General features: G+C 36.6%; 20 protein-coding genes and 1 riboswitch. Of the genes, 12 read left to right on the forward strand and 8 right to left on the reverse strand.

The window, feature by feature from the left end:
* Window positions 1-16 precede the first annotated feature (16 nt).
* Window positions 17-5923 carry an ATP-binding protein gene (locus IRE19_RS05755; RefSeq protein WP_203339610.1) on the forward strand — a complete coding sequence of 1969 codons (5907 nt, stop codon included), beginning with the start codon at window positions 17-19 and terminating at the stop codon, window positions 5921-5923.
* Window positions 5924-6161: 238 nt separating this feature from the next.
* Here the strand turns inward: IRE19_RS05755 and IRE19_RS05760 are convergent, their stop codons facing one another.
* Together IRE19_RS05760 and IRE19_RS05765 are read right to left on the reverse strand one after the other, a co-directional pair.
* Entirely contained in the window at window positions 6162-6779 is a 618-nt protein-coding gene (locus tag IRE19_RS05760) for a recombinase family protein (protein ID WP_203339611.1), read from the reverse strand.
* A 514-nt stretch (window positions 6780-7293) separates the two neighbouring features.
* On the reverse strand, window positions 7294-8682 hold the full coding sequence (locus IRE19_RS05765; protein ID WP_135503691.1) for an aminotransferase-like domain-containing protein: 1389 nt from the start codon (window positions 8680-8682) through the stop codon (window positions 7294-7296).
* A gap of 117 nt (window positions 8683-8799) precedes the next feature.
* Between IRE19_RS05765 and IRE19_RS05770 the strand changes: the two genes are divergently transcribed.
* The 3 genes from IRE19_RS05770 to IRE19_RS05780 all read left to right on the forward strand — a co-directional run bounded on the left by IRE19_RS05770 (window position 8800) and on the right by IRE19_RS05780 (window position 11639).
* Window positions 8800-9219: a GNAT family N-acetyltransferase gene (locus IRE19_RS05770; RefSeq protein ID WP_135503693.1), complete on the forward strand. Its 420-nt coding sequence runs from the start codon at window positions 8800-8802 to the stop codon at window positions 9217-9219.
* A gap of 416 nt (window positions 9220-9635) precedes the next feature.
* A complete protein-coding gene (locus tag IRE19_RS05775; RefSeq protein WP_175580302.1) occupies window positions 9636-10904 on the forward strand; it encodes an MDR family MFS transporter in 1269 nt (422 codons plus the stop codon).
* Between the two features lie 336 nt (window positions 10905-11240).
* The gene (locus IRE19_RS05780; protein WP_135503695.1) at window positions 11241-11639 is read left to right on the forward strand and encodes a winged helix-turn-helix transcriptional regulator; all 399 of its coding nucleotides are present in this window, start codon (window positions 11241-11243) and stop codon (window positions 11637-11639) included.
* Window positions 11640-11662: 23 nt separating this feature from the next.
* Here the strand turns inward: IRE19_RS05780 and IRE19_RS05785 are convergent, their stop codons facing one another.
* The gene (locus tag IRE19_RS05785) at window positions 11663-12736 is read right to left on the reverse strand and encodes an SDR family oxidoreductase (RefSeq protein ID WP_135503697.1); all 1074 of its coding nucleotides are present in this window, start codon (window positions 12734-12736) and stop codon (window positions 11663-11665) included.
* A gap of 115 nt (window positions 12737-12851) precedes the next feature.
* On the reverse strand, window positions 12852-13250 hold the full coding sequence (locus tag IRE19_RS05790) for a winged helix-turn-helix transcriptional regulator (RefSeq protein WP_135503698.1): 399 nt from the start codon (window positions 13248-13250) through the stop codon (window positions 12852-12854).
* A gap of 125 nt (window positions 13251-13375) precedes the next feature.
* Between IRE19_RS05790 and IRE19_RS05795 the strand changes: the two genes are divergently transcribed.
* On the forward strand, window positions 13376-14032 hold the full coding sequence (locus IRE19_RS05795) for a nitroreductase family protein (RefSeq protein WP_203339612.1): 657 nt from the start codon (window positions 13376-13378) through the stop codon (window positions 14030-14032).
* Between the two features lie 76 nt (window positions 14033-14108).
* Here the strand turns inward: IRE19_RS05795 and IRE19_RS05800 are convergent, their stop codons facing one another.
* The gene (locus IRE19_RS05800; RefSeq protein WP_135503702.1) at window positions 14109-14552 is read right to left on the reverse strand and encodes an Lrp/AsnC family transcriptional regulator; all 444 of its coding nucleotides are present in this window, start codon (window positions 14550-14552) and stop codon (window positions 14109-14111) included.
* 147 nt (window positions 14553-14699) lie between these two features.
* On the opposite strand from IRE19_RS05800, the gene IRE19_RS18490 reads away from it, so the two are divergent.
* Window positions 14700-15263, forward strand: a complete 564-nt coding sequence (locus tag IRE19_RS18490; RefSeq protein WP_255548232.1) for an oxidoreductase — start codon at window positions 14700-14702, stop codon at window positions 15261-15263.
* Window positions 15260-15736: an oxidoreductase gene (locus IRE19_RS18495; protein ID WP_349291252.1), complete on the forward strand. Its 477-nt coding sequence runs from the start codon at window positions 15260-15262 to the stop codon at window positions 15734-15736. Before IRE19_RS18490 ends, IRE19_RS18495 begins: the two co-directional genes overlap by 4 nt.
* Before the next feature lie 820 nt (window positions 15737-16556).
* Here IRE19_RS18495 and IRE19_RS05810 read toward each other — a convergent pair.
* Together IRE19_RS05810 and IRE19_RS05815 are read right to left on the reverse strand one after the other, a co-directional pair.
* On the reverse strand, window positions 16557-17360 hold the full coding sequence (locus tag IRE19_RS05810) for a hypothetical protein (protein WP_135503706.1): 804 nt from the start codon (window positions 17358-17360) through the stop codon (window positions 16557-16559).
* Complete coding sequence (locus IRE19_RS05815; RefSeq protein ID WP_135503708.1) at window positions 17347-17871, reverse strand: RNA polymerase sigma factor; 525 nt, start codon at window positions 17869-17871, stop codon at window positions 17347-17349. The genes IRE19_RS05810 and IRE19_RS05815 overlap by 14 nt, the downstream gene beginning before the upstream one ends.
* A gap of 365 nt (window positions 17872-18236) precedes the next feature.
* Here IRE19_RS05815 and IRE19_RS05820 point away from each other — a divergent pair, with 365 nt between their 5' ends.
* Window positions 18237-18824: a GNAT family N-acetyltransferase gene (locus tag IRE19_RS05820; RefSeq protein WP_135503710.1), complete on the forward strand. Its 588-nt coding sequence runs from the start codon at window positions 18237-18239 to the stop codon at window positions 18822-18824.
* A 444-nt stretch (window positions 18825-19268) separates the two neighbouring features.
* On the opposite strand, the gene IRE19_RS05825 is transcribed toward IRE19_RS05820, so the two are convergent.
* A complete protein-coding gene (locus IRE19_RS05825; protein WP_135503711.1) occupies window positions 19269-20138 on the reverse strand; it encodes an SDR family oxidoreductase in 870 nt (289 codons plus the stop codon).
* Window positions 20139-20332: 194 nt separating this feature from the next.
* On the opposite strand from IRE19_RS05825, the gene IRE19_RS05830 reads away from it, so the two are divergent.
* The 4 genes from IRE19_RS05830 to thiS all read left to right on the forward strand — a co-directional run bounded on the left by IRE19_RS05830 (window position 20333) and on the right by thiS (window position 23224).
* Window positions 20333-20767, forward strand: coding sequence for an Rrf2 family transcriptional regulator (locus IRE19_RS05830; RefSeq protein WP_101802319.1), 435 nt, complete (start codon window positions 20333-20335; stop codon window positions 20765-20767).
* 271 nt (window positions 20768-21038) lie between these two features.
* Window positions 21039-21139, forward strand: a riboswitch (TPP riboswitch).
* 103 nt (window positions 21140-21242) lie between these two features.
* Window positions 21243-21848: a thiazole tautomerase TenI gene (gene tenI / locus IRE19_RS05835; RefSeq protein WP_203339613.1), complete on the forward strand. Its 606-nt coding sequence runs from the start codon at window positions 21243-21245 to the stop codon at window positions 21846-21848.
* Between the two features lie 30 nt (window positions 21849-21878).
* Window positions 21879-23015: a glycine oxidase ThiO gene (thiO, locus tag IRE19_RS05840; protein ID WP_203339614.1), complete on the forward strand. Its 1137-nt coding sequence runs from the start codon at window positions 21879-21881 to the stop codon at window positions 23013-23015.
* A gap of 5 nt (window positions 23016-23020) precedes the next feature.
* Window positions 23021-23224, forward strand: a complete 204-nt coding sequence (gene thiS / locus IRE19_RS05845; RefSeq protein ID WP_203339615.1) for a sulfur carrier protein ThiS — start codon at window positions 23021-23023, stop codon at window positions 23222-23224.
* The last annotated feature ends 1 nt before the right edge of the window (window position 23225 follow it).

Here is a 23225-nt window from a genome sequence, read left to right on the forward strand (position 1 = left end):
TAGTAGGAGGAATACAATGACGACACCGGGTGGCGGAGATCCTTACTGGTATGAGTGGTATGTAGGTTTAGAACAATTGATAAGAATGATTAATCCAGATAACGAAATAACTTATGTAGTATTTCAATCTGATGTACATATTACTATAGATGATGTTGTAGTAGGTTACGGAGATAAGAAAGAAATATGTTACCAAGTAAAACATGAAGTTGGTGATAGCGGAAAAGGTAATCTAACTTTTTCAAAGTTAATTGAAACAACAACAAGAGCCAGCGGCAGTAAAAAAATGAGTCTGATTAGAGCATTAGCTTTAGGGTGGGAAGAAGCTAAAAAAAGAGACGAAAAGGTAATAACTCCGATTTTATATACTAATAGGAATTTAGGAAAGAACAAAACAACAAGAGATTTCGAAGGTGAAAATTATAAAGCTTTACCTTTAGACCAGTTTGTAGAAAAGATACAAAGCTATATTAAAAAATCAACTTCTGTTGAAAGTATTGAAAGTTTAATAGAAGACAAAGATTTAATGAATCAGTGGCAGGAATTAAAAGGAGCGATTGGGAATGATTCTATAGTAATTGATTTTCTAAAGGCTATTCAAATCAGAGCTAATGAAGGTTCTCTGGAAAATCTAGAAGATAGTATGATTCAATCTTTGCAAGATACTTTTAAATGTAATCAAATCGTCGCAAAAGGTTTATTTGATAAGCTTTGTTCAAGTTTAAGAATTTGGACCACAACTAGAAGAGGGAAATCAGCTAAAGTAGAAATTGAAGATGTGTTCGATGCCTTATCAATAAATAATGACAAAGAGCATGGCGAACATGAATTGCCCTATCCAATGCCTTTTTTTGAAAGCCGTCAAAAGTTTGCTGAGGACTTAATAATCGATATTAAAGAGAAAAATCAAAAAGTAATATGGATTTCAGGTGAGCCAGGGAGTGGGAAAACCAGTCTTATAAGTTATCTGCAGTTAAACTATGATTTTTTTTCTGCTAGATATCATACTTTCAAACCTATTTCGCCTATCCAAAGATTTTACAATTCAGATACAGGTCTATGTAAACAAGAATCATTGTGGAATGATTTGTTAATACAGTTAAGAAGGAAGTTCAGGGGAGAATTAAATAAATATGGAATACCTATAACTAATGCTTTATGCACAGTTGAACAAATGCGAAATGAAGTTCTCCGTTTAGCAAAGATACTTAATAAGAAAACGGGACAAAAAACGATTGTTTGTATAGATGGAATTGATCATGCTGCTAGAGCTAACAATGAAATTACGTTTTTAGGAAGTTTATTTAGTCCTGAAGAAATTCCGGAAGGTGTGGTTTTTGTAATTGTTGGACAGCCTGCGCAATTTTATGAACAATATCCTCTTTGGATAAAAACTCATACTGAATACGTGGAACATTTGCAAATGCCTTCCCTTTTAAAAAAAGATATTAGAGAACTACTTAGTCAGCAAGTGATTGATATAGATATAGAAGTATTAGTTGAATTTATTTTCGAAAAAACAAGTGGAAATAATTTATCAGTGGTCTTTTCAGTTGAAGAAGCTAAACAATGTAAAAATATTGAAGACCTTAAGAGGATTTTAGATAGTAAATATGTGAGTGCAGATATAACAAATTACTATAGTCATATATGGAGATATGTTTCAGAATATTTGAACCAAAAAGGTTTAGGTATTTCTTTCCCAGATAAGGTTATTGCAAGTGTGATTATTTTATTAAATGGAAGATTAAATACTGAAATGCTAAGTAAGGCAGTGAAAATAAATCTAATGAAAGAAGATTGGGATGAGGTATTGGAATTACTTTATCCACTAGTTCAAAAAATTCCTAATGAAAATGAATATACGCTGTTTCATAATGATTTTAGAGTTTTTCTAATTGCAAACAATAGCGAAAGTGCTAAATATAAGAGTATAGCTTTTCAATTAGCTAATTATTATATGGAAAATGAGTATAACTTAGAGAGTCTAACTAACTTAATACCACTATTGATAAGTGCCGATAAAAAAGATCTAATATCAAAATTTTTTAATGGAAGCTATATATTAAGTTCCTTAGCGCATGGAATATCTTTAAGAAATCTACAGGATTATGCAAAATTAGCTTACCAAGCTGCTCTTGAATCAAAAGATTGGAAACAATATCATAGTGTTTATTTTGCAATAAATACATTGCATCAACATCATCGTTATTATGAATATTATGAAAAAGAATATAAAACCCAGGACAAAACATATGCGAAAATGCTGAACAAGTTCGAATTAAGAGTAGAAGAATTGACTACAATCAATATAGGAATTTATTTAGATATGATAAATTTTTGCTTGGACTTACTGTCTTATGGAGATTCTATATCGATTCTACGAGCTCGTTCTACTTATATGCTGTGGATGAAAGACTTATCTCCATGTTCATTTATTAATACAATAATTTCTAAGGAAGGCAATACTATTCATGACCAGAATATGACTGATGAAATACTAAAAAAATGGGGAAGACTAGCAGCTATATTTGGAGAGCAATTTGTAGTAGTAGGTGATTCGGAATATTCGGATGAAGTTATTCGCGCAATATTGATATTTAATGATACTTATTTTGAGTATCTTCTAAAAGAAAATAAATCAGAAAAAGCTCTTGAAGTAGTCCATAACGGCGGGGTGTCGTATAGTTGTATTGAAAAAAATGTGCTGGAGATTTTATATAAGAAGCAAATTGATAAATATTACGATATATTAGAAAAAATAACTATTGAGAGAGAAATTTCAAATGACACGTTATTAGCAAATGTTTGTTTAATTTATGAAAAGAAAAAAATTTCAGATATTGAACTAGACAAAATAGAAAAGATTACTTACATAACAAGTGAAACTAGTCTACGAGCTATACTTTTTTCAATCATTATTGGATTTCAATATACTAACAAAGATTTTCTGATCGGTTTGAATGTAGTTAATGGATTTATAAATAAAATTGAAAGACAAGACAAAGATTTTCTATACTTAAAAAGTTTGGTGAAAAATGGATTCGTAATTGGAAGAACCATAGGAGAGCTAAACAATGGATTAGTAGATGGTAAGACTTCATATGGGTTGCCTAGTACTTATAAGGATTTGTTTACTTACAAAACTGCCGGAGTAAGAACCTATAATTTTCATGAGGGATTTAAAGTTCTTCTATTTCTATCATTAAATCAAAATGATCTTCTTAAGCAAGTTGATAATGAATTTATATCTGAGTTGTTAGAAATTCATTTATTTGAAAGAAGTCAATTAGGGATGCATTATAAAACGCATATTTTAGATTTTTTAGTAAAAAATCAGAAAGAGAATATATTAAACAAGTATTTGATTGAATTATATGGAGAAAATGGAAAAAAGCTTTTTTTAGAAAGTAACTACGAAGAAACCCATGAAATTTTTAAAAAATATGGAAAGCTAACAATACCGGAACTCATGGATGAAATTGACGAAAAAATGAAATGGGATGTTGTTAGCTATGTAGATCACAAGGAATATGCATTGTGGCCGCTACTAAATCACTTTAAAACTATAGGTAAGCAAGAACCAGGTGAATGGAAAACTAGAGGTTTAGACCTTTATAAATTATCAACATTGGTAAGTATAAAAGGTAGCAATAGAGCATCGAGTGAGATTCAAAGAGAAATTGGTACTGCTGCAATAAATAGTGGTATTCCAGACGTTTGGTTATTAAGGGAGCAAGACGAGGAGTTCCGTTTCTCATTAGATATACTGTATAGTCAGTTATTTGTTTTGATAGAAATTGCCAAAGATATAGAAGAAATTGTATCTATGTGGATATTTAGCTGTGGTGTATTATCTTGGTATCATAAAGACGATAGAGAAGGATTAAAGAATATCTACAATAAATGTGTAGAAAAAGGCAAAGAGATAGGAAACATAGAAATTGAAAGTCTTTTAGTAACACTAACTCCAGAGCATGCTAAGATTGCAATTCATAAGAGATCTAATGAATATTCAGAGTCACAACAAAATGAATTTACTCTCAAAAGAAAATCAGAAGAAACTGAATTGCAAATAGTCTTAAGTGAAATTGATACAAGAGAAATAGTTGAATTTTTAAAGTACGAACAGAATTTGATAATGAGATGGACCTCAGTGAATATTGCATGGGATATTATAGATAATCGAAATGAAATTTCAAATGATATTGCAAAAGAATTTAGTCAAATTGTATTAAAAAGGTTAGAGGACTATTCTTGGAATAATTCAGGATGCGAAAAAGTTATTGAAAAAATTTTAAATGTATTAGAAATAGACTTTTTGTGGGAATTAGCTGAATATAATTCAAAAAACATTAATCAACTTGATAATTATTATACTTTTAGCTCAAATATGGAATTTATACTACAATACGTAGGAAATTCACATTCTTTAGATTTCGTAAAAACTATGTTCGATGAAGAATTAAATGGTCACTATGGATGGATAACAGGAAATGGTCATCTGAAATTTGAATTTGAGGTTAGTCCATCGAGGAGTAATTTGATTAGTCCGAAGAATATTCAAGAGTTCATTTTTAATGTGTTAATGGAACAGATTTCTACTAGAAACATACACAGAATTGAAGTATCTCTACAAGGGCTAATGATATTTGTCAAAAAGTACCCTGAGATGTTTAATTTTATATCGGATTCATGGGAATTTTACAATATTGATCAGAAGGAATATTTGATTAAACTGTCTGAAAGATGGGCTCGCGAAAATACTCAAAACTTCAATACAATTTTTCCTCATATTTTAAAAGAATATGAAATAACCAATGAGTTAGATAAAAAATTTCAATTGTTTACAATTATAAAGACATACGAATATTTTTTAACAACCAAAAAGGAAAGACAAATTGAATATTCGGCTAAAGAAATAGAATATAACTTGTCAAAACACTACCCACCAATATTTGATAAATCAAAAATAACTTCTGTAACGAAAAATTTCTTGAGACTCATGGAGCGTTTAACTATGGAGACTCAGGATGATCTTGCCTATTATATTCAGAATGAGAAGTTAATTAAAAAAGATGAAACCTTGAAGAATACCTCAAGACCAGGGGATTCGATGCTGTATCCGAGGTCATATGCGGATTTAGAAATGCAAGTTTTGTATGGAGAAGAGAAAAAGAATAGATGGGATGACATTCCTCTGGCTTTAAAAGCGCAGTTTTTATTACAAACAGATGATGCTTGGATATTCACCAATGTACCTAAAGTAAGTTTTGAAAAAGAATGGCATATAGAAGAAGAGCTTAAATCTCATTTTGAAGAAAAGTCTTTGTTAAAATGTAAACCCTATTTAAAAACATTATTAGAAAAAGATGTGCCTGAAAACATGTATATAATAGGGGGAGGAATTTGGTATCCTATTGGCTCTAAAGATGGGATAGTATACACCGAAAGCTCTAAATTAATACAAGATGATGTATTAGTAAAAGATTTGGATATTAGCAGTTCAGTGAACCCGGGTATTATCGCGTCAAACTTATTAGAAGAAGATGAAGATATATTTATAATAAGTGAGGAATATCTTGATGAGAATGGAGTTTGTCTAACTAATGAGATAGTAGGAACATCAGTGTTTATTTACGGAAATACTCTAGTATATCCATCACTTTTCTTAAAAGAGGCTTTGAACCTTCATCCTTCTAAAGAAAATCCGTTAGTATGGTTAGATAATAAAGATAATGAAATTATGTATTTCGAAAGGTTTGTTAGTCCTTTTAGAGAAACTATTCAGGAAAATTACTTTAGACAGCCGTTAATGGGAAGATGGCTATGTAAAAAAACGGTTATAGATAAGTTAGTAGAAGAAGGCAGTTTTACATTTTATAAAGCAGATAAAATAGAAAAGATGCCAGTACTAGGATAATAATGGATAATATACTTTGTGCTACTGATGAAATTAAGATAACTTAACTTAGCTTAGTGCAGCAATAGATGTTTCTGGGTCAGAATATGCAACGGAGATAGGACGAGATATAAAACAAATTATTATTTGAATGATTGTCATTTAATGTCGAAAAAATAATGCGCGATTAATAGGAAAAACATTTAAATTAAAGAAACTCAATCTGAAGATACATGTTCTTCGGTTTGAGTTTCTTCTATTATATAGTCTTAACTGTTTCTTCTTCGAGCGCTTTTACTAATTTATAAAAACTGGTCTTTTTTACTCCAGCTTCCTGCATGGCTTCCACTGCTGTTAGTTCTTTAGCTTTCCATTTTCTATAAACCACTTTAAATTCCTCTGAAACAAAAACAGGGGTCCTGCCAAACTGAACGCCATTTTGCAATGCTAGGTCGATTCCTTCACGCTGCCGTTTCCGGATGCGTTCCCGTTCCTCTTCAGCCATCCAGGATAGAATCTGCAAAACCAAATCCGCAATAAAGGTCCCCATACTGTCTTTATATTGCGTCGTATCGAGTAACGGCATGTCCAGCACCACGATATCGGCTTCAATATTTTTGATGAGATCATTCCATTCCTGGAGAATCTCTTCTTTGTTCCGGCCAAACCGATCCAAGGAGTGGATATACAAAATGTCTCCTTTTCGGATAACCCGTTTCAATAATTGATAGTTTGCGCGCTCGAAATTCTTGCCGCTTTGCTTATCCAGATAAATGTCTCGTTCATTGATTCCCATTTTTCTCATGGCATCCAATTGCCGACCTTCATTTTGATCTTTGCTGCTGACGCGTATGTAACCAAATTTGCGATGTTCCATAATTCACCTCTATAAATGATTCTTTTCCTCTCATTATACCTAAAAAGCGTTCGTAAAAGTGTATGTAATTTTGCGAACGTTCGTAAAGTCGTTTGACACGTTTACGAACGCTCTTTTTGGCCATTTTTGGCCCTTTTTAAAGCGTTCGTAAAAGTGTACTTTTACGAACGCTTAAATTTAAACTGAATCGAGTGATTTTATATTGCTGTAAGAATATGTATTTTTAGAAATGAAAGTTCTTAGATTTATATGTGTATTAAAAAGACTATCAAAAATCTAAAAAACCAGTAACCTTAATTTCAGGCTATTGGTTCTTTAGATTCTGTATAAAATAAAGTTATAATTACTATTATTTTATCTCTGATAGGGATATAACTACCGGTAGTTATTTATTGGTTCATTAAAATTTAATCAATAAGGTACTGTTCAGTTCAAAACGTTCAGGTTAACTAGTGTGGACTCACTTATTATATTCTTATTTCTAAATATTCGCCTCAATATAATGAGCTACAAATTATAAAAATAAATGATTAGGTTTTTCAACCAATCTTACTTCTTGATTCTTTAGCAAATTGATATATTTTGCAATCGTCTTTATACCAAAAACTATTTGTGCTTCATCTACTTGTGAAATGCAGAGTCTGATCAAATTCTCTTTCTGAAATTCTGGCAAATACATTCGAGTTGCATCATCGACAAAGACATTTTCTTGCTGCAATGCAACCACTAATCGATTGGCTTGCACTTCTTTTGGCAAATAAATGCATAAATAGAAGCCCGTATCAGGCTTAGTGTAATTATAGCTTTGTGGCGAAAGATATAATTCACATGCAAGCTGCACCTTTTCCATTTTTGTGCTATATAATTTTCTAATTCTTTCTATGTGACCGTTAAACATGCCATTTTTCAGATAAAGTTCTAGCGCACCTTGAGAGATCGTTGCACTAAACAAATCACTGCTAAACTTATGACGAAGAAAGTTGTTTATTAACAATTCAGGTAACACGGTTACTCCGATTCTCAAACCAGGAAGCATAATTTTTGAGAAGCTTTTTATGTATATCACTCTTCCAGTTGGTTCATAGGTAAATATAGGGTCGGATTTGAAATTCGTATCTAGGTCGCCTAATATATCATCTTCCACAATATATACGTCGTACTTTATAGCTAATTCAACTATTTTCCTTTTTTCTTCATTAGAGTAACTATGGCCAAGGGGATTTTGAAATCTCGGTACTACGTAAAAAAATTTAATATCGTTATGACGGAATATGTATTCTAGTCGTTCCAAATTTATACCTTTCATAGTGAGCTCAATACCAAATGCTTTTACATTATGTAATCGAATGGATTCTACGATACCAAAGTAAGTAGGTTGTTCGATTAAAATATTCGATTTTCCATTAGGGAAAGGAAGAGGTACAAGTAAATGGATTGCTTGTTGCGATCCCGATAAGACAAATAATCTTTCTGGCGTAGTAAATACTTGCCTGTCTTGCAAGTGTTTTACAAGTTGCTTTCGTAATGAAAGAAAGCCTTGTTGGTGGGAATAAGAAAAAAGTTCTCCCTTATATAAATCTATTGCTTGATTTACGCAATGCTGAAAATCTTCATAAGGCATCGCTTCTTTATCTGGTCCTGCAGAATGAAAATCAACTCGTTGAGTAGTGGGGATATCTTGTGACGGAGTAACATCATTTACCACAAAAAATCCACTCTTTGGAATGGAATAGATGTAATGTTGTTTTTCTAATTCGTTATAAGCTTTAATTATTGTATTTTTACTGCAAGCGTATTTCTCTGATAAGTACCTAATTGAAGGAATTTTGGTTCCGGCTCTTAGTGTACCGTTCGTAATTTCCTCTTTTATCTCGTTCATTATTTGGCTGTACTTAGTATCCATTATTGCGAACCCTCCAGTTCTGTACCTATACAGATTACAAAAAAAGAAATTTATAAAAAGTAAAAATCCTTTATACTTTCACTATATCATGATTGTTCATAAACAGGAGGGTTATTAATGGAGTGGTACAGAGAAGGATATACGGTAAGTGATAACAAACTTAAAATGGATACAGATGTAATTTTTCAACTTTTATCAACTTGTTATTGGGCACAAGATCGCTCAAAAGAAATCATCGTAAAAAGTATGGATAATGCTATTTGTTTTGCTGTTTTTGAAGGAAAGCAACAGATTGGTTTTGCAAGAGTGATAACAGACAATATTACATTTTCGTGGATCTGTGATGTTATTATTAATCCAGATTATCGAGGTGAAGGAATAGGCACATGGTTGTTGCAATGCATAATGGAGCACCCTGATAATCAGGTACGGACACTTGGTCTGTCTACAAAAGATTCTCACCATCTTTACAGAAAATTTGGTTTTTCTGATGTAGAAACTATGCGGTGTAGGATAGATAATCCGGCTAGTTGGTGAGGAAAAACCTTAGTAATGCTGAGAAGTATCATGAATCTTTATTAAACTTCATTGTTCGAACAGTCAAAAGGCAATACTGCAATTCTAGTATCCAACTTTGGACAGTATATGTGACTCCAAGTTATCGGGCAAACAACGAATAGTATATTATATTGGACCTAACCAGTCAGAAGATACGTATAGAAATAAGGAAGAGAAGAGTCTGTAAGCAGAACCTCTTTTCTCCTTTTTTGTGCGGTAAACTGTATCTTTATTCTTCCAACTATGGTTTGTTCGTACCCTAAAAGAAGGTGCGAATAAATAAATCTTAATTACAGAAGTTTAGCTGAATCAAATATGTTCAATATCTTGAACTAATTAAACAGAAATTTGAATGCAATAGGGTACAACAGATTAGAGAGAATGAGGAAAAGACGATGAAAATCAAAGACTGGAACAGAAGTTTGAAAGTGCGCCTGGTAGGCGAGTTCTTTATGAATACAAGCTATTGGATGGTTTTTCCTTTCCTGGCCATCTATTTTGCCGAAGAATTCGGAAAAGGAATGGCGGGGTTGCTGCTTGTCATTTCGCAGGTATTTTCCGTAGCAGCCAATTTGGTGGGAGGCTATTTGGCCGACCGATATGGTAGAAGGCGTATGCTGATCATTGCCTCAATAGGACAGGGGTTTGCATTCCTCTTGTTTGCACTGGCTAATTCTCCGTGGTTTCAATCCCCAGAACTTGGATTTTTCGCCTTTACACTGGCGGGGATGGGCAGTTCACTGTATAAACCGGCGAGTCAAGCGATGATTGCAGACGTGGTTCCGGAAGAATACAGAAGCGATGTTTTTGCTATTTTCTATACGAACCTGAATATTGCTGTAGTAGTGGGTCCGCTGATTGGAGCAGTTCTATTCTTCTCCTTCCGTTTTGAATTATTGCTGGTCGTAGCGGTAATTTCCTTATTGCTTAGTTTGGTTCTTCGTCTGTTTACAGACGAAACGTTATCTCAAAAAATGGTCGATAAATGGGCTACTGCCGAAGCAACAGGCTGGGTGGGAGCAGTTTTAAAGCAATTTAAGGAATACGGCATCATTTTTAAAGACCGTGTCTTTTTATTGTTTATAATTGCTGGTGTTTTAGGTTCACTAGCATTATTGCAGATTAATTTATTATTTCCAATCTATCTTAAGGAAACAATCGACAGCCAAACTATTGCTGCATTTTTTGGCAATGTATGGGAAGTGACAGGTGAAACTTCATACGGCCTTTTGCTGGCTGAGAATGGCTTGTTGGTTGCCTTGTTTACCGTGTTTGTTGCACGCTGGATGAAAAGATATCCGGAGAAATGGGTGTTCTTTACTTCGTCCATGTTGTACGGAGTAATTATGCTGCTGTTTCCTTTAACTTCTTTTTTCTGGGTATTTGTCGCAGCAATGGGCATCTTTACTTTAGCGGAAATAATGGTTGTCGGCATACAACAAAGTTTCATTTCTAAGTTGGCACCGGAAGATATGCGCGGGCAGTATTTTGCTGCAGCTAGTATCCGTTATACAATTGGACGGATGATTGCGCCAGTGGCAATTCCAATGACTGCCTGGTTCGGATTTTCTTGGACCTTCACAATCCTTGGAATCTTGGTAATGCTGAGTGGCATTGTATACCTAGTCATGTTTCGGTTATTTGAAAAACAGTCGAGAACTTAAGGGTTGTTAGTTACAGATACCTTACTATTTTTCATTTGCTTTCAGTATCGAATCCATAACTTCATAAAGGACATGAATCACATAGAAAAATAAGAGATTAGAAAATAAAATATGATTAGTTTACATATCCGGAATTATCAGAAGCTGTGTGAATTGAAAGGGCGAGAAGCTAATGAACGAACACATCTTTTCTCCCCTTTGTCTGTAAAAATGTATTTTTACGAACGCTTTAAAAATAAATACAAAAGAATATATTAGAACTTTCCAAGTATCAGAAATATTATTTTGATTTATGCTAAAATTTGAGCAATAGATAAGCTTGAAAGGCGGTTGAGAATGAATAAAAAAGAGGCAAATACGACAAAGGTCTATAACACTTCGGTAGAAGCCACGTTGGAAGTGATCGGTGGCAAGTGGAAGCCGGTTATCTTATTTTATTTAACCTTTGGCAAGAAGAGGAACAATGAATTCAAGCGAATGCTGCCTCAGATAACGCAAAAAGTATTAACAGAACAATTGAGGGAATTAGAGGAGGCAGGAGTCATCTTGCGGATTGCCTACAATCAAGTGCCGCCAAAAGTTGAGTATGAACTAACCGACTATGGGTGGACACTTAAGGAAATTCTGCATTTAATGTGCCGTTGGGGTGACGACCATATTTCAAAGACTTATGGAGAAAATGCAAAAGTGCTTGATTATCCCCTGATCGAAGAAAAGAGAAGAGCTGAGTATTGATTCAGCATCTTCTCTTTAAATGATTAGTAGGGAAGAATCTTCCGTTCTTTAAAATCATCAAAAATTGTATAAAACATTTTCTCGGTATCTACGTATTCATGAAAACCCAGTCTGCGAGCTTTGGAGCTGTCCGCAAAGAAATCATAGTCCCACGCGAATACAAAGTCACCAAATTTCCAAGAAGACACATCAGAGTAGGGAAGCTCTTCCAATCCATGCTTCTTCACCATAGCGTTCCAAAGCTCCTCTTTATCGCTCATGACGACATCAAGCGACATAGGCAATGGCGGCGCTGTTCCCAAGCCGAAATAGTCAGCGATTTTCGGCCAAAGCTCTTCCCATCGGAACAAATCCCCGTTGGTAATATTGAAGGCTTGATTTTCGCATTGCTCACTAGTTGCTGCCCAAACAGTCGCTTTTGCCAGTAGACCGGCATCCGTCATTTCAAGAAGGCTGGAATAAGCACCGGGTTTCCCAGGGAAGCGCAAAGGAAGACCTAATTCTTTGGAAATAGACGCATAGATTCCAATCACCATTGCCAAGTTCATAGGATTTCCTAATGCAAAACCGCAAACGACCGAAGGACGGAGTGCAGACCAGGTCCAGGTTTTGCCTTTCTGGTGTTGCTCCAAAAAGTCCTGCTGATCAATGTTGAATTCCGGCGGCATATGATTCGCATCCGTTTCCCGGGCAGGTGTCTTGAAGGGGCCAAGGTGCGCACCGTACACCTTATATCCTTGCATCAGGGAGACATGTGTTAATTGTGGAGCGATGCTTTCCATGGCTTCTACCACATTCACCAGCATAGACAAGTTCGGTTCAACAAGCTCCGCCCAAGTCGGTCGATCCTGGAAAGCGGCATAGAATATATGGGTCACTTCCGTATAGTCCTGCAGCTTGTCACGTGTATTGGCTGCATCCAGTAGATCAACCGCTACATAGCGAACCTTTTCTGTATTTTCTCCCCCCCTTCGTGAAATGCCGATAACGTCCCAGTCCTCAAGCGTGACTAGATGATTAATCAAGTTGCTTCCAATCACTCCATTTGCGCCGACAACTAACGCAACTTTCCGGTTTTCTATAGGTTGATTGTTCAAAGTGCTTCAACTCCTCTAGGATTCTGTGTGCATTCCTAGTCTGCATCCGGAAATGACATTTGAGAAGTACGCACTTTGAAGTACCTAAGTCACTTTGAGGTAATACAACACTCGGTTACTCCATGCTATTTGGAATAATACTTGCCAATTGAATGCTTTCTTTCTCCTTATGATGACTACAGATTTTTCCATTCAACTCTAATCCTCTAGTAACGGCATACGTGTTTCCCCAATCACACATCACATTCAGCACAGGGATAAAAGATTCTCCTAATTCAGTTAAACGATACTCAACGCGTGGCGGGACTTCCCTAAACACTTCTCTCTGTACAATTCCGTCCTTTTCCAATTGCTTTAATTGTTCCGTTAATACTTTTTGTGTAATGGTCGGTATGGATAGATAAAATTCTTTTGTTCTCATCTTTTTCTGGCTAAGAAGAAACAGAATTAAGCATTTCCACTTTCCGCCCAAAGTATTCATGAAAATATTAATTCCAGTGTTTTGACTGCTCACTTTATACTCCTCCTCGATAGGCACTAAAAGGTGGCTATACCACATTAAAGTGCGTTATTTTTTCTTTTGTTAAAGACACTTATACTTTCATAGGTAAGAGTAAATGAAGAACTGGAGTGAAAAAGATGAGTGTAAAAGAAACACTGCTGAAAAGACGATCTGTCCGGCACTACGATGTGAACTACAAAGTGAGTATCGAAACGTTATCTGCTTTGATTGAATCCGCTGCGAAGTCCCCTAATGGAAATAATATTCAAGCGACGCGTTATTTAGTCATCGATGATTTCGATTTGCGGAAACAGGTGCTGCCCGTAGCTTTCAACCAGCAACAAGTAACAGAAGCTTCTGCCTTAGTTCTTATCTTGGGTGATTACAAAGCATTTGAAAAAGAAAATATCGTTCTGATACATGAGCAAGGATATCAGGCAGGCTACTTTACCGAACAGCTGAGGGATCAATTGGTAGGCGCTGCCATCAATTACTATGCCAATAAATCGCTGGAAGAATTGAAACTTGAACTGGTACGTGACGCCAGTTTAGCTGCGATGTCTTTTATTCTATTGGCAAATGAAGTAGGTCTTGAAACCATTACCATGTCCGGCTACGAGTCAGACCGTTTAAAGAAAGTATTAGAGATTCCTGACCGATTCCTGGATATCATGCTGATTGCCGTTGGAAAAGGCATTAAATCAGGTCATCAAACAGTTCGACATGAAGTGAATGAGATCATTTATTTAAATACTATTGAATATAAGCTGAAAGCTGGAGAGATGTCGCTTTAAGAATAATTTCTAACTCCATGTATACAGAGAAGAGCGAAGACCAATTCAAGCGAATTGTCTTGGCTCTTTTTCTATTCTATTCTCCATTCGAGAGATAAGGGATGATCGGCCGGTTCTCCATAGGTGTAGACAAGACCACCAATGTTGTCGAATCTCCAAAACGGCCTAAATCATTGATTTTTACCTCCAGCACTTCCAATGTCTCCGCCACCACTTTGACTAAAAAGTTATATTGGCCGCTGATACGGTGGATTTCCAGGACATCTTCGACAGTTTCACAATAGGATACAAAGTCCTCGCAATGGCGGGCTTGGAACAACAGGAAAGCAGAAACCGACTTGTTCACTTTTTTTCGGTCAATGAGCGCTTGGTAGCCAGTGATTACTCCCTTTTCCTCTAACTTTTTCACGCGCTCTGTTACAGCTGGCTGCGACAGGGAAATTTGCTTTCCCAACTTCGTCATAGAAGATTTACTGTCCTGCTGAAGGGCAAGCAAGAGTTGTTGGTCAATTTTATCCATTTGATAGCTCCTTATGATTTATTTGTTTTTTTACTAAACAACAAATGATTCCAAATTAATATGGTGTTTTTTAGAATGAAATGCCATTCTTTCACCTTCTTATTCCTATTAAACTAAACATACCAACAAAAAGGAAGAGGGATGGCAATGAAACTTTTAGAAACGGTAAAAATCAATCAATGGAATTTACAGTCAAGAGTGGTGATGGCGCCGATGACCCGTAGTTTTGCGGATCTGGAAACAGGTGTGATTCATCCAGATACAGTAGCCTATTACGCCAAGCGGGCAAAACATGGCGTTGGCATGATTATCACCGAAGGCATTGCAGTTAGTCCGGAAGCCCGCGGGACCATTGGAATTCCTGGGCTTTATACGGAAGACCAGACTGAAGCATGGAAAGAAGTGACGGCACAAGTCCATCAAGAAGGCGGCATTATCATTGCCCAGTTGTGGCATGTTGGCCGTCTCAGCCATTCAGCGATTACGGGCGGTCTGCAGCCGGTTGCTCCATCTGCTGTCCAAGCGAACGGCTTGACCCATCGGGTGGGACTTCCTTATGAAACGCCCAAGGCCATGAGCGAGGAGGATATTCAAAAAGTGATTCAGGATTTTACAAAGGCAGCAATCAATGCGCAGCTTGCTGGATTCGATGGCGTCGAAATCCATGCGGCGCATGGTTATTTGATCGATCAATTTCAATTTCCCTGGTGAACTTCAGAAAAGACGCGTATGGCCGGAATAAGTATCTCTTTCTCGAAGAGATTCTGCAGGCAGTCGCCAACTCGATAGGCGCTGAACGGGTCATCGTCCGATTTTCCGAGCATAAAGACGATACGCCCTTGTTTTTTTGGGAACAACCAGAAAAAGAAGTCATAGAAATCTTAGATGTGTTCCGACGTACAGGGATTCAGGTTATCCATCCTTCCGCTCAAACCTACCGTAAACCTTTGGCAGGACATGAACTGACCCTTCATGCGTTGGTCCGGAAACACTGGGAAGGAGTCGTAATTGGGGTGGGAGAGCTGACACCCGAAATTGCGGAAGAGTCGTTAGCGAAAGGGGAAATTCAATTGGCTGCCTTTGGTCGGTTATTGCTTTCAAATGCAGATCTCGTAAAACGGCTAAAGGAAGACAAAAGTATAAAAGATTACAATCCGAAATCAGACTTGCAACATTTAAGGTAAAAACAGTCCATGATCAAACGAACGTGTTGTTTACTGATTACATTTCGAATCATAAATGAAAGGTTCCGTCTTTGAGATTGATAATAATTATTTATACTTTGACAATTAAAGGTGATGAAATTATGGAAAAAAAAGCCGTGTTCCTTGTGCTTTTCGTAGGGTTCTTCATTCTAGCCACATCGTCTCTAACTCTTCAGAATATAGTCTAAAGAAATGGTTTCCTGTAGGATCTATAGAAAGAATAGAAATTGACCAGCAGTCTCTTAAAAAAACACCGACCATCACTTCCTCTAGTTTACAAATTAAACTCCGCATTGCTGGTGCAGAACCACAGAATCGCTACTGGGGAAGGTTATACGAAGTAGATGGTTCAGAGGAACGAGCGCTCTCTCATAGTGAGAAATGGGGGATGGGTGAGGATGAAATCACTTGGGATATATCTAATTATATAGATAGGAGCAACCCGAAATTGGAAAGAGAAATTTTTGCTAGGATTGGTTATGCTTCGTCTAATGATTCAATAAACATGCAATTCTACGAACAGGATTGGAGGTAAATAGGATAGCGTTTATTGAAAGAAAGCAAGTGGCAGAGTGGAAATCAAAAAAGGTAAAAGCAATAGAACCACCCTTTAGATAAACTCATAATAATTTAAATTTCTCTTTATACAAGTTTACATATCATTTGTTATCGGTAGGGAAGAAGCTAAATAAGCTTTTTCCCTTTTTTTGGGGGTGTGTAAGTATATTTTTAGGAACGGATTGAAAAGGTCAAAAACATTTGAATACAATAATACAAAAAACGCTACCTAAAGGCAGCGTCAATAAATATCTTCATTCATAGCTGTAAGCAAGTCATCCTTATCCAGAAATTGCAGCTTCTCAATTTTTCCTTCTTCAGAAGCCATGGCTTCACCTTCGAACAAATACGGTTGGATTTCGCCGTTTGCGTTTTTATAGTCCACTTGGAAAGTAAATTGATACATTTTCAGATTGTTTTCGTTCTGGCTGATCTTAATATCCGACGCTGTCAGGTCATAGTCGCCATCAAAACCACTGTACATAAAAGCAGGTGTGGCATTTAAAAAATTGTCATAGCCATTTTCTGTGAAAGATGCAGCATAGGTCTCCGCCATATAGTTCATGTAATTTTGCCATACCGGTGTTTGCTGTAAGGCATCGAACTCTTCTTGAGTTGTCACATTGTTTTGGGCTTCCATGGCAGCTTCCCATACTTCTTTGTACTTCTCGTCTGGCCCGTTGAATTCTTCTTCAATGACAGCTTGAATGGTTTCTTTGCTTTTTTCAGCATCTACCTCTTCGCTTCCTGACAAGGTAGGTTCTTCCTCTGTGGTATTTCCTGTTCCTGTTGTTAACCCACTATCTTCTTGAAGGATGTTTTGCGAAAGGAAAATAATTCCGGCTACTAAAAGGAGCGAGCACAGCACTAAACTGGAGGTGAATTTAAAGCCATTAAAAAACCGGGTTTTGGATTCCTGTTTATCCAATTTCGATAAAATCCGAGAGTGCAGCCTTGCTTTATGGTTCTGGCTCCAAATGATATCCTGATCCAATTGTTTCAACTGATTATCTAATGCCGTATGAGTACCATCAGTTTTTTTCATGGATAATTCCCTCCTTGTTTAACTGTTTCTCCAATGCGGAAAGGGCTCGGGAAAGGGTGTTTTTCACTTTGCTATCGGACCAACTTAAAATTTCACCGGTTTCTTGAATACTAAACTCCCTTATTTTCCTCAAAACAATGACTTCACGATATGAACCTTTTAGCTGGCTTAATGCCTGGTAAAGTTCTGTGGAATTCTCTCTAATCTCCACTATTCCTTCAGGTACACTGCTTGTACTTTTTCCGAGTAATACCAGTTCCTTTAACAGCTCCAGGGGCTTTTGCTTACGAATAAAATCAATGGTGAGATTGTGGGCAATGCGAAAAAGCCAGGTTTTCGGATTTGCCTTTCGTTCAAAGCTGTCATAATACCGGAATGCTTTAATAAACGTCTCTTGTGTTAAATCCTCCGCTTGTTGATGATCACGGACCATCAGCAATATGTATCTGAAGATCGAATCACCATGCTGGTGATACCACTCAGTGATTTCGCTTTTTCTCTCGCTGGTCAAGGAATCTCGCCCCCTAATTTATGGTTTCTACTTGTTAGACGTAATCAAAAAACAAAAGTCGTGTTTTTTGGAATTTATTTTCATTTTTCTCGCCTGTAAGAAAAGTATACAAGAAGAATAGGTTTACATATGAGGGGTTATCGGGAGGGAAGCGACTTAATAACAAGTTACTTCCTTTTTTCGTTCGTGAAATTGTACTTTTACGAACGCTTTGAAAAACTATCTTTAGTTTGAGAAAAATCTGTTACCTCAAAAAATGTAAAATGATACACTTACTTATGAATAATTAGAAGGTTTTGTTTTCTTCGCCTTACTGAATAGGCAAGAGAAGACAAAAAAACTTAGCAGAAGGGAACTATGGACATATGAAGACAGATGTAATATTAGATGGGAATGCAGTTTGCCTTTTTCCTCTTGAAATCTCACATACCGAAACTTTATATGAGGCTTTAAAAAGTCCAGAAGTCTGGGAATATACATGGCGAAAAGTTGAATCTCTAGAAGATATTAAAGAAATTGTAAGTGCAGCTATTTCGAGTAAAAAGAAGGGGCTGCATCTGCCATTCTTAATAAAAGATAAGATTACTGGAAAGGTCGTCGGTTCTACTCGAATTGGCGATATTGATCATGTAAATAAAAATGTTGAAATTGGTTGGACTTGGATCGCTCCTGAATATTGGGGAACTAAAGCCAACACGGAATGTAAATTCCTTTTGCTTCAATATTGTTTTGAAGAGATGAAAGTAAATCGTGTTCAATTTTCTGTCAGTGGACAAAATTTCCGATCGCAAAAAGCGGTAGAGAGAATAGGCGCAGTAAAAGAAGGGACATTTCGTAAGCATCGGGTAAAGGCAGATGGAACTATACATGATAATGTGTTTTACAGCATCATCGATACAGAGTGGAGTACTGTAAAACAGCAATTAATTTGTTTGCTGGAGAAGAAATACTAATTTCTTTTACATTGATAAAATTTTAAAGAGAAGAATTAAAAGTGAAACGTTATATTAAATAATTTAGTTTACATATCATAATTTATCAGAGGCTATTCAAATACAGAAGGAGAGTAAAGATGCATTGACTAGCATCCACCTCTCATTTTGTCTTTAAAAGTGTAATTTTACGAATGGTTGTGCTTAATTCTCTAGGTATACCTTAAGAAAGAGAAAGGAATTATGATTTTAATATACCAAGAGAGTTATGAGAAGCAAATGAAATATGAGTTTGAATATTGGTTGAAAAAACTAAACAAAAAAGACATTCTTTGCAGAATGCCCAGCTTTTAAAAAAATATTTTTTATAGGTTTTAAAAATATTAACTTTTATGTTTTCTTGTTTTTTGAATATGATAGGAGACTCTAAGACTCAATTATGCCATCATATCGATTCTTTTAATTTCATTTAGTTTGTGAAATTGTATTAATAAGTTGGTTCAATGATTCATTGATCGGCAGTGTGCGACCAAGAATTTTCTCGAAATCGTTGCTTTCCACTTCAAGTGAACCGTTCCGGATGCTTTCTTGGATTCCTACAACAATCGGAATCACAAAATCGGGTAAACCTAAGCCTTTCATGATCTCTGCATATTTTTCGTCACTCACTTGTTGTACAGGCACTTCTTTACCCAGTATATCCCCAAGAGCAGATGCCAATTCTTCTTGAGTTAAAAGAGGGCCAGAAAGTTCGTACACTGTATTTTCGTGGCCGTTCCCAACCAGAACCGCTGCCGCTGCATCTGCGTAATCTTGTTGCAATGCCCAACCAACTTTTCCTTCACCGGCAGAAGTAACCCATGGTGCTCCTGCTAGGACACCTTGAATGCTTCCGATTTCGTTTTCAAAATACCAGTTGTTGCGCAAGAAAGAGTAGGGGATACCAGTCTTCATAATGGATTCTTCTGTCGCGACATGAGGGGGCGCCATAAGATTTTCGCTTTCTTTAGCATTGGCTAAGCTTGTGTAGGCAATGAATTTTACTCCTGCACGTTCCGCTGCTTGGACAGCATTAGTATGTTGGTGGATTCTCGTTTCATTGTCGCCATCCGCAGAGATGATCAATAAGCGGTCAATTCCTTCAAATGCTTTATCCAAAGTTTCTGGATGGTCAAAATCTGCTTGACGAACTTCCACTCCACGAGCACGAAGCCCTTCTGCTTTCTCGGCGTTCCGGACACTCACCGCCAGCTTACTTGCAGGCAGGGTTTTCAATAATGCTTCTACAACCTTCGAACCTAATTTTCCTGTTGCCCCTGTAACTAATATTTTCATTTTCCAATCCCCCTAGTTCGCTTTTGATGTAACAATAGTGATTACATGTATTCATATTAGTTACTTGTAACTGTATTGTCAACAGGGATAGCGATATTTGTTTTTTGTTTGCTATTTGATACAATAAACTTGTAACTAAATTAATTACATGATATTAGATATAGAAATAGAAATTTATAAAGGGGTGAAGGTAAATGTCCATTAGCAGCCGATTTGCTGTCGGAATTCATATATTAACTCTAATTGAATTTAATAAAGATGGAATAACATCTTCTGAGTTTTTAGCTTCGAGCGTTAACACAAATCCAGCAGTGATACGGAAACTTATGGGCATGCTTAAAAAAGCTGGTTTGATCGAAGTACACCCAGGTATTGCAGGAGCAAAACTTACAATGAAACTATCTGATATTACCTTGTTCGATGTCTATAAAGCGGTAAATGTTGTTCAAGATAAAGAATTATTCAGTATACACGAAAATCCACAGCTTAATTGTCCCGTTGGCCGGAATATCCAAAATACTATAGAACCAATATTTGCGACCGCACAGGGGGCAATGGAGAAAGTTTTAAAAAATGTAACATTAGAAGATGTGATGAATGATATTGTTGCTGGAGAAAATATTGGATAGATAGGATTTCTTAAAGAAATGTTCTATACTCGTTTATTTAAGTATATTTTTATTAAAATAATCGTTTATTTTATGATGTGTAAAATTATTAGTTAACATATGAGGGATTATCGGAAGGAATGAAGAGGAGCTTTTGTTTCTTTCCTTCCTTTTTTTTTTCGTATAAATGTACTTTTACGAAAGGTAATAATTAATTAACAATATTTAGAATGAACTGGATAAATCACGCGAGAGGTGATACGCTTACTTTAGATATTCCGAAAACTGAATATAAAAACACTAGGGGAGTCTTTTAAGACTGAGATGGAGCAATCCGGACCCTTTGAACCTGATCTAGTTGAAACTAGCGTAGGGAAGTGGTTGCTATGTATTTTATCTATTCCTAAAATATGATCAAAACCACTCCATCGCTGGAGTGGTTTTTTTATTTGGCAGGTATTTTTTATGCACTAGGGAGGGAGTGAAGGAAAAAAACATGAAAACTAAAAAGTTGCATATTATCTCTACAGGAAGTCAAGAGCCGGAACAATTAGCAGATATCATCGGCAGGATTCATTTTGACATCGATTTCATCCATCTTCGTGAAAAAACGAAAACAGCAAAAGAAGTATATGAAATGGTGGAGCTTTTAAAAAACAAAAAAGTTCCTCTTTCAAAAATAATAATTAATGACCGGGCGGATGTTGCCTGTGTTTCAAATGTGAAAGGAGTTCACTTAGCCTATCATTCGCTGCCTGTTGAAATTGTAAAACGAAAATTTGAGGATTTGACAGTTGGCTGTTCCGTCCATTCCCTTGAAGAAGCTCAAATTGCCGAGCAGCAAGGTGCTGATTATGTGATATTCGGCCATGTATATTCAACTCAATCAAAACCAGGACTCATTCCGAAAGGGTTAGAACAGTTGAGGTTCATTTCTGAATCAATTTCTATCCCAGTTATCGCGATTGGGGGGATAAAACCGGCAAATAGTAGGGATGTTATCGAAGCGGGAGCACAAGGAGTCGCTGTAATGTCAGGGATATTGGAAGCAGAAGACCCTTTGCAGGCGGTACAGCAATATCGTTCCTATTTATCTATATAATATTTTCTTGCAATGATAAGGAGGGATTCAATGAATAAAACGTATGATGCCATAATAGTCGGCGGCGGAGTCAACGGCGGGGCAATAGCTTTTAATTTGGCGAAAAGAGGAATGAAGGTTTTGTTGCTGGAAAAAGACCGGCTTGCAAGTAAAGCATCTGGAGCGGCAGCTGGGATGCTGGGCGCCCAAGCCGAGTTGGATGGAGAAGGTCCGCTTTTTCAATTAGCCAGGACCAGCAGGGCGTTATTTAGCGACTTAGCAGATGAACTGAAAATGACCAGCGGAGTTGATATTGAACTTGTGAATAAGGGAATGCTAAGGCTTGCCTTAACTGATCGGGAGCAGCAGGAACACCATCGAATCAGTGAAATCCATAAACAGAACGGGGAACTAGCCGAGTTGCTTACAGGTAAAGAAGCGAGAAGAAGAGAGCCGGCATTGTCCAATAAGGTAATTGGCGCCATGTATCTTGAAAAAGATGGACAAGTAGCAGCTCCACAGCTGGCTTTAGGATTTTTAAAATCTGCCTCAGCACTTGGCTGCGTGATTAAAGAATATATAGAAGTTCATTCCTTTCATTTCTCAAATGGAAAAGTCACAGGCGTTACTACGAATGAAGGAGATTATATGAGCAGCAACGTTGTAGTAACAGGAGGGGCTTGGAGCGAGAAGCTGTTGATGAAGATAGGCTTACAGCTCAAAATGTATCCTGTGAAAGGCGAGTGTTTTTCTGTACGGACAGAGTTTCCCTTATTATCAAGCACAATTTTCACGCCAGGCTGCTATCTTGTTCCGAAAAAAGACGGAAGAATCATTATAGGAGCAACCCTCATACCGAATACATTTAATCAGCAAGTCACTTTAGAGGGAATTTTTTCGTTAATGGAGAATGCAAAAAGATTGGTGCCTTCCATATTACAGGGCGAGTGGGAAAGAGCATGGACTGGAATTCGTCCGCAAACCGCTGATGGCTTGCCTTATTTAGGTGAACATCCCGATTACAAAGGGCTGTTTATAGCAACTGGCCATTTTAGAAATGGCATTTTATTGTCACCGATTACTGGGGAGGTGATGGCTGATTTGATTGAAGGAAAATCTCCTTCAATTGATATCTCCTCTTTTCGTATTGATCGGTCAACCAGAAAAAACAATCCAATAATGAGGTGAAGAAATTGATATTGACGGTAAATGGAGATCAAATAGAAGTACCCAACACAGTGAAAACGATAGCCGGACTGCTGCAGCATTTTGAATTGCATCAAAAAGTGGTCATTGTCGAAAAAAATGCTGAAATACTGGAAAAAGCAGAACATGCAGAAACCTCAATTTCTGATAAAGATAAAATTGAGTTAGTGCATTTTGTAGGAGGCGGATGAA

This window comes from Planococcus beijingensis (genome assembly GCF_016820615.1).
GTDB classification, from domain to species: domain Bacteria; phylum Bacillota; class Bacilli; order Bacillales_A; family Planococcaceae; genus Planococcus; species Planococcus notacanthi.

Bases quoted from the DNA above. Each gene is read 5' to 3' on its own strand.
- IRE19_RS05755 (WP_203339610.1), top strand. From the start codon at position 17: ATGACGACACCGGGTGGCGGAGATCCTTACTGGTATGAGTGGTATGTA.
- IRE19_RS05760 (WP_203339611.1), bottom strand. From the start codon at position 6,779: ATGGAACATCGCAAATTTGGTTACATACGCGTCAGCAGCAAAGATCAA.
- IRE19_RS05765 (WP_135503691.1), bottom strand. From the start codon at position 8,682: ATGGATACTAAGTACAGCCAAATAATGAACGAGATAAAAGAGGAAATT.
- IRE19_RS05770 (WP_135503693.1), top strand. From the start codon at position 8,800: ATGGAGTGGTACAGAGAAGGATATACGGTAAGTGATAACAAACTTAAA.
- IRE19_RS05775 (WP_175580302.1), top strand. From the start codon at position 9,636: ATGAAAATCAAAGACTGGAACAGAAGTTTGAAAGTGCGCCTGGTAGGC.
- IRE19_RS05780 (WP_135503695.1), top strand. From the start codon at position 11,241: ATGAATAAAAAAGAGGCAAATACGACAAAGGTCTATAACACTTCGGTA.
- IRE19_RS05795 (WP_203339612.1), top strand. From the start codon at position 13,376: ATGAGTGTAAAAGAAACACTGCTGAAAAGACGATCTGTCCGGCACTAC.
- IRE19_RS05800 (WP_135503702.1), bottom strand. From the start codon at position 14,552: ATGGATAAAATTGACCAACAACTCTTGCTTGCCCTTCAGCAGGACAGT.
- IRE19_RS18490 (WP_255548232.1), top strand. From the start codon at position 14,700: ATGAAACTTTTAGAAACGGTAAAAATCAATCAATGGAATTTACAGTCA.
- IRE19_RS05810 (WP_135503706.1), bottom strand. From the start codon at position 17,360: ATGAAAAAAACTGATGGTACTCATACGGCATTAGATAATCAGTTGAAA.
- IRE19_RS05820 (WP_135503710.1), top strand. From the start codon at position 18,237: ATGAAGACAGATGTAATATTAGATGGGAATGCAGTTTGCCTTTTTCCT.
- IRE19_RS05825 (WP_135503711.1), bottom strand. From the start codon at position 20,138: ATGAAAATATTAGTTACAGGGGCAACAGGAAAATTAGGTTCGAAGGTT.
- IRE19_RS05830 (WP_101802319.1), top strand. From the start codon at position 20,333: ATGTCCATTAGCAGCCGATTTGCTGTCGGAATTCATATATTAACTCTA.
- tenI (WP_203339613.1), top strand. From the start codon at position 21,243: ATGAAAACTAAAAAGTTGCATATTATCTCTACAGGAAGTCAAGAGCCG.
- thiO (WP_203339614.1), top strand. From the start codon at position 21,879: ATGAATAAAACGTATGATGCCATAATAGTCGGCGGCGGAGTCAACGGC.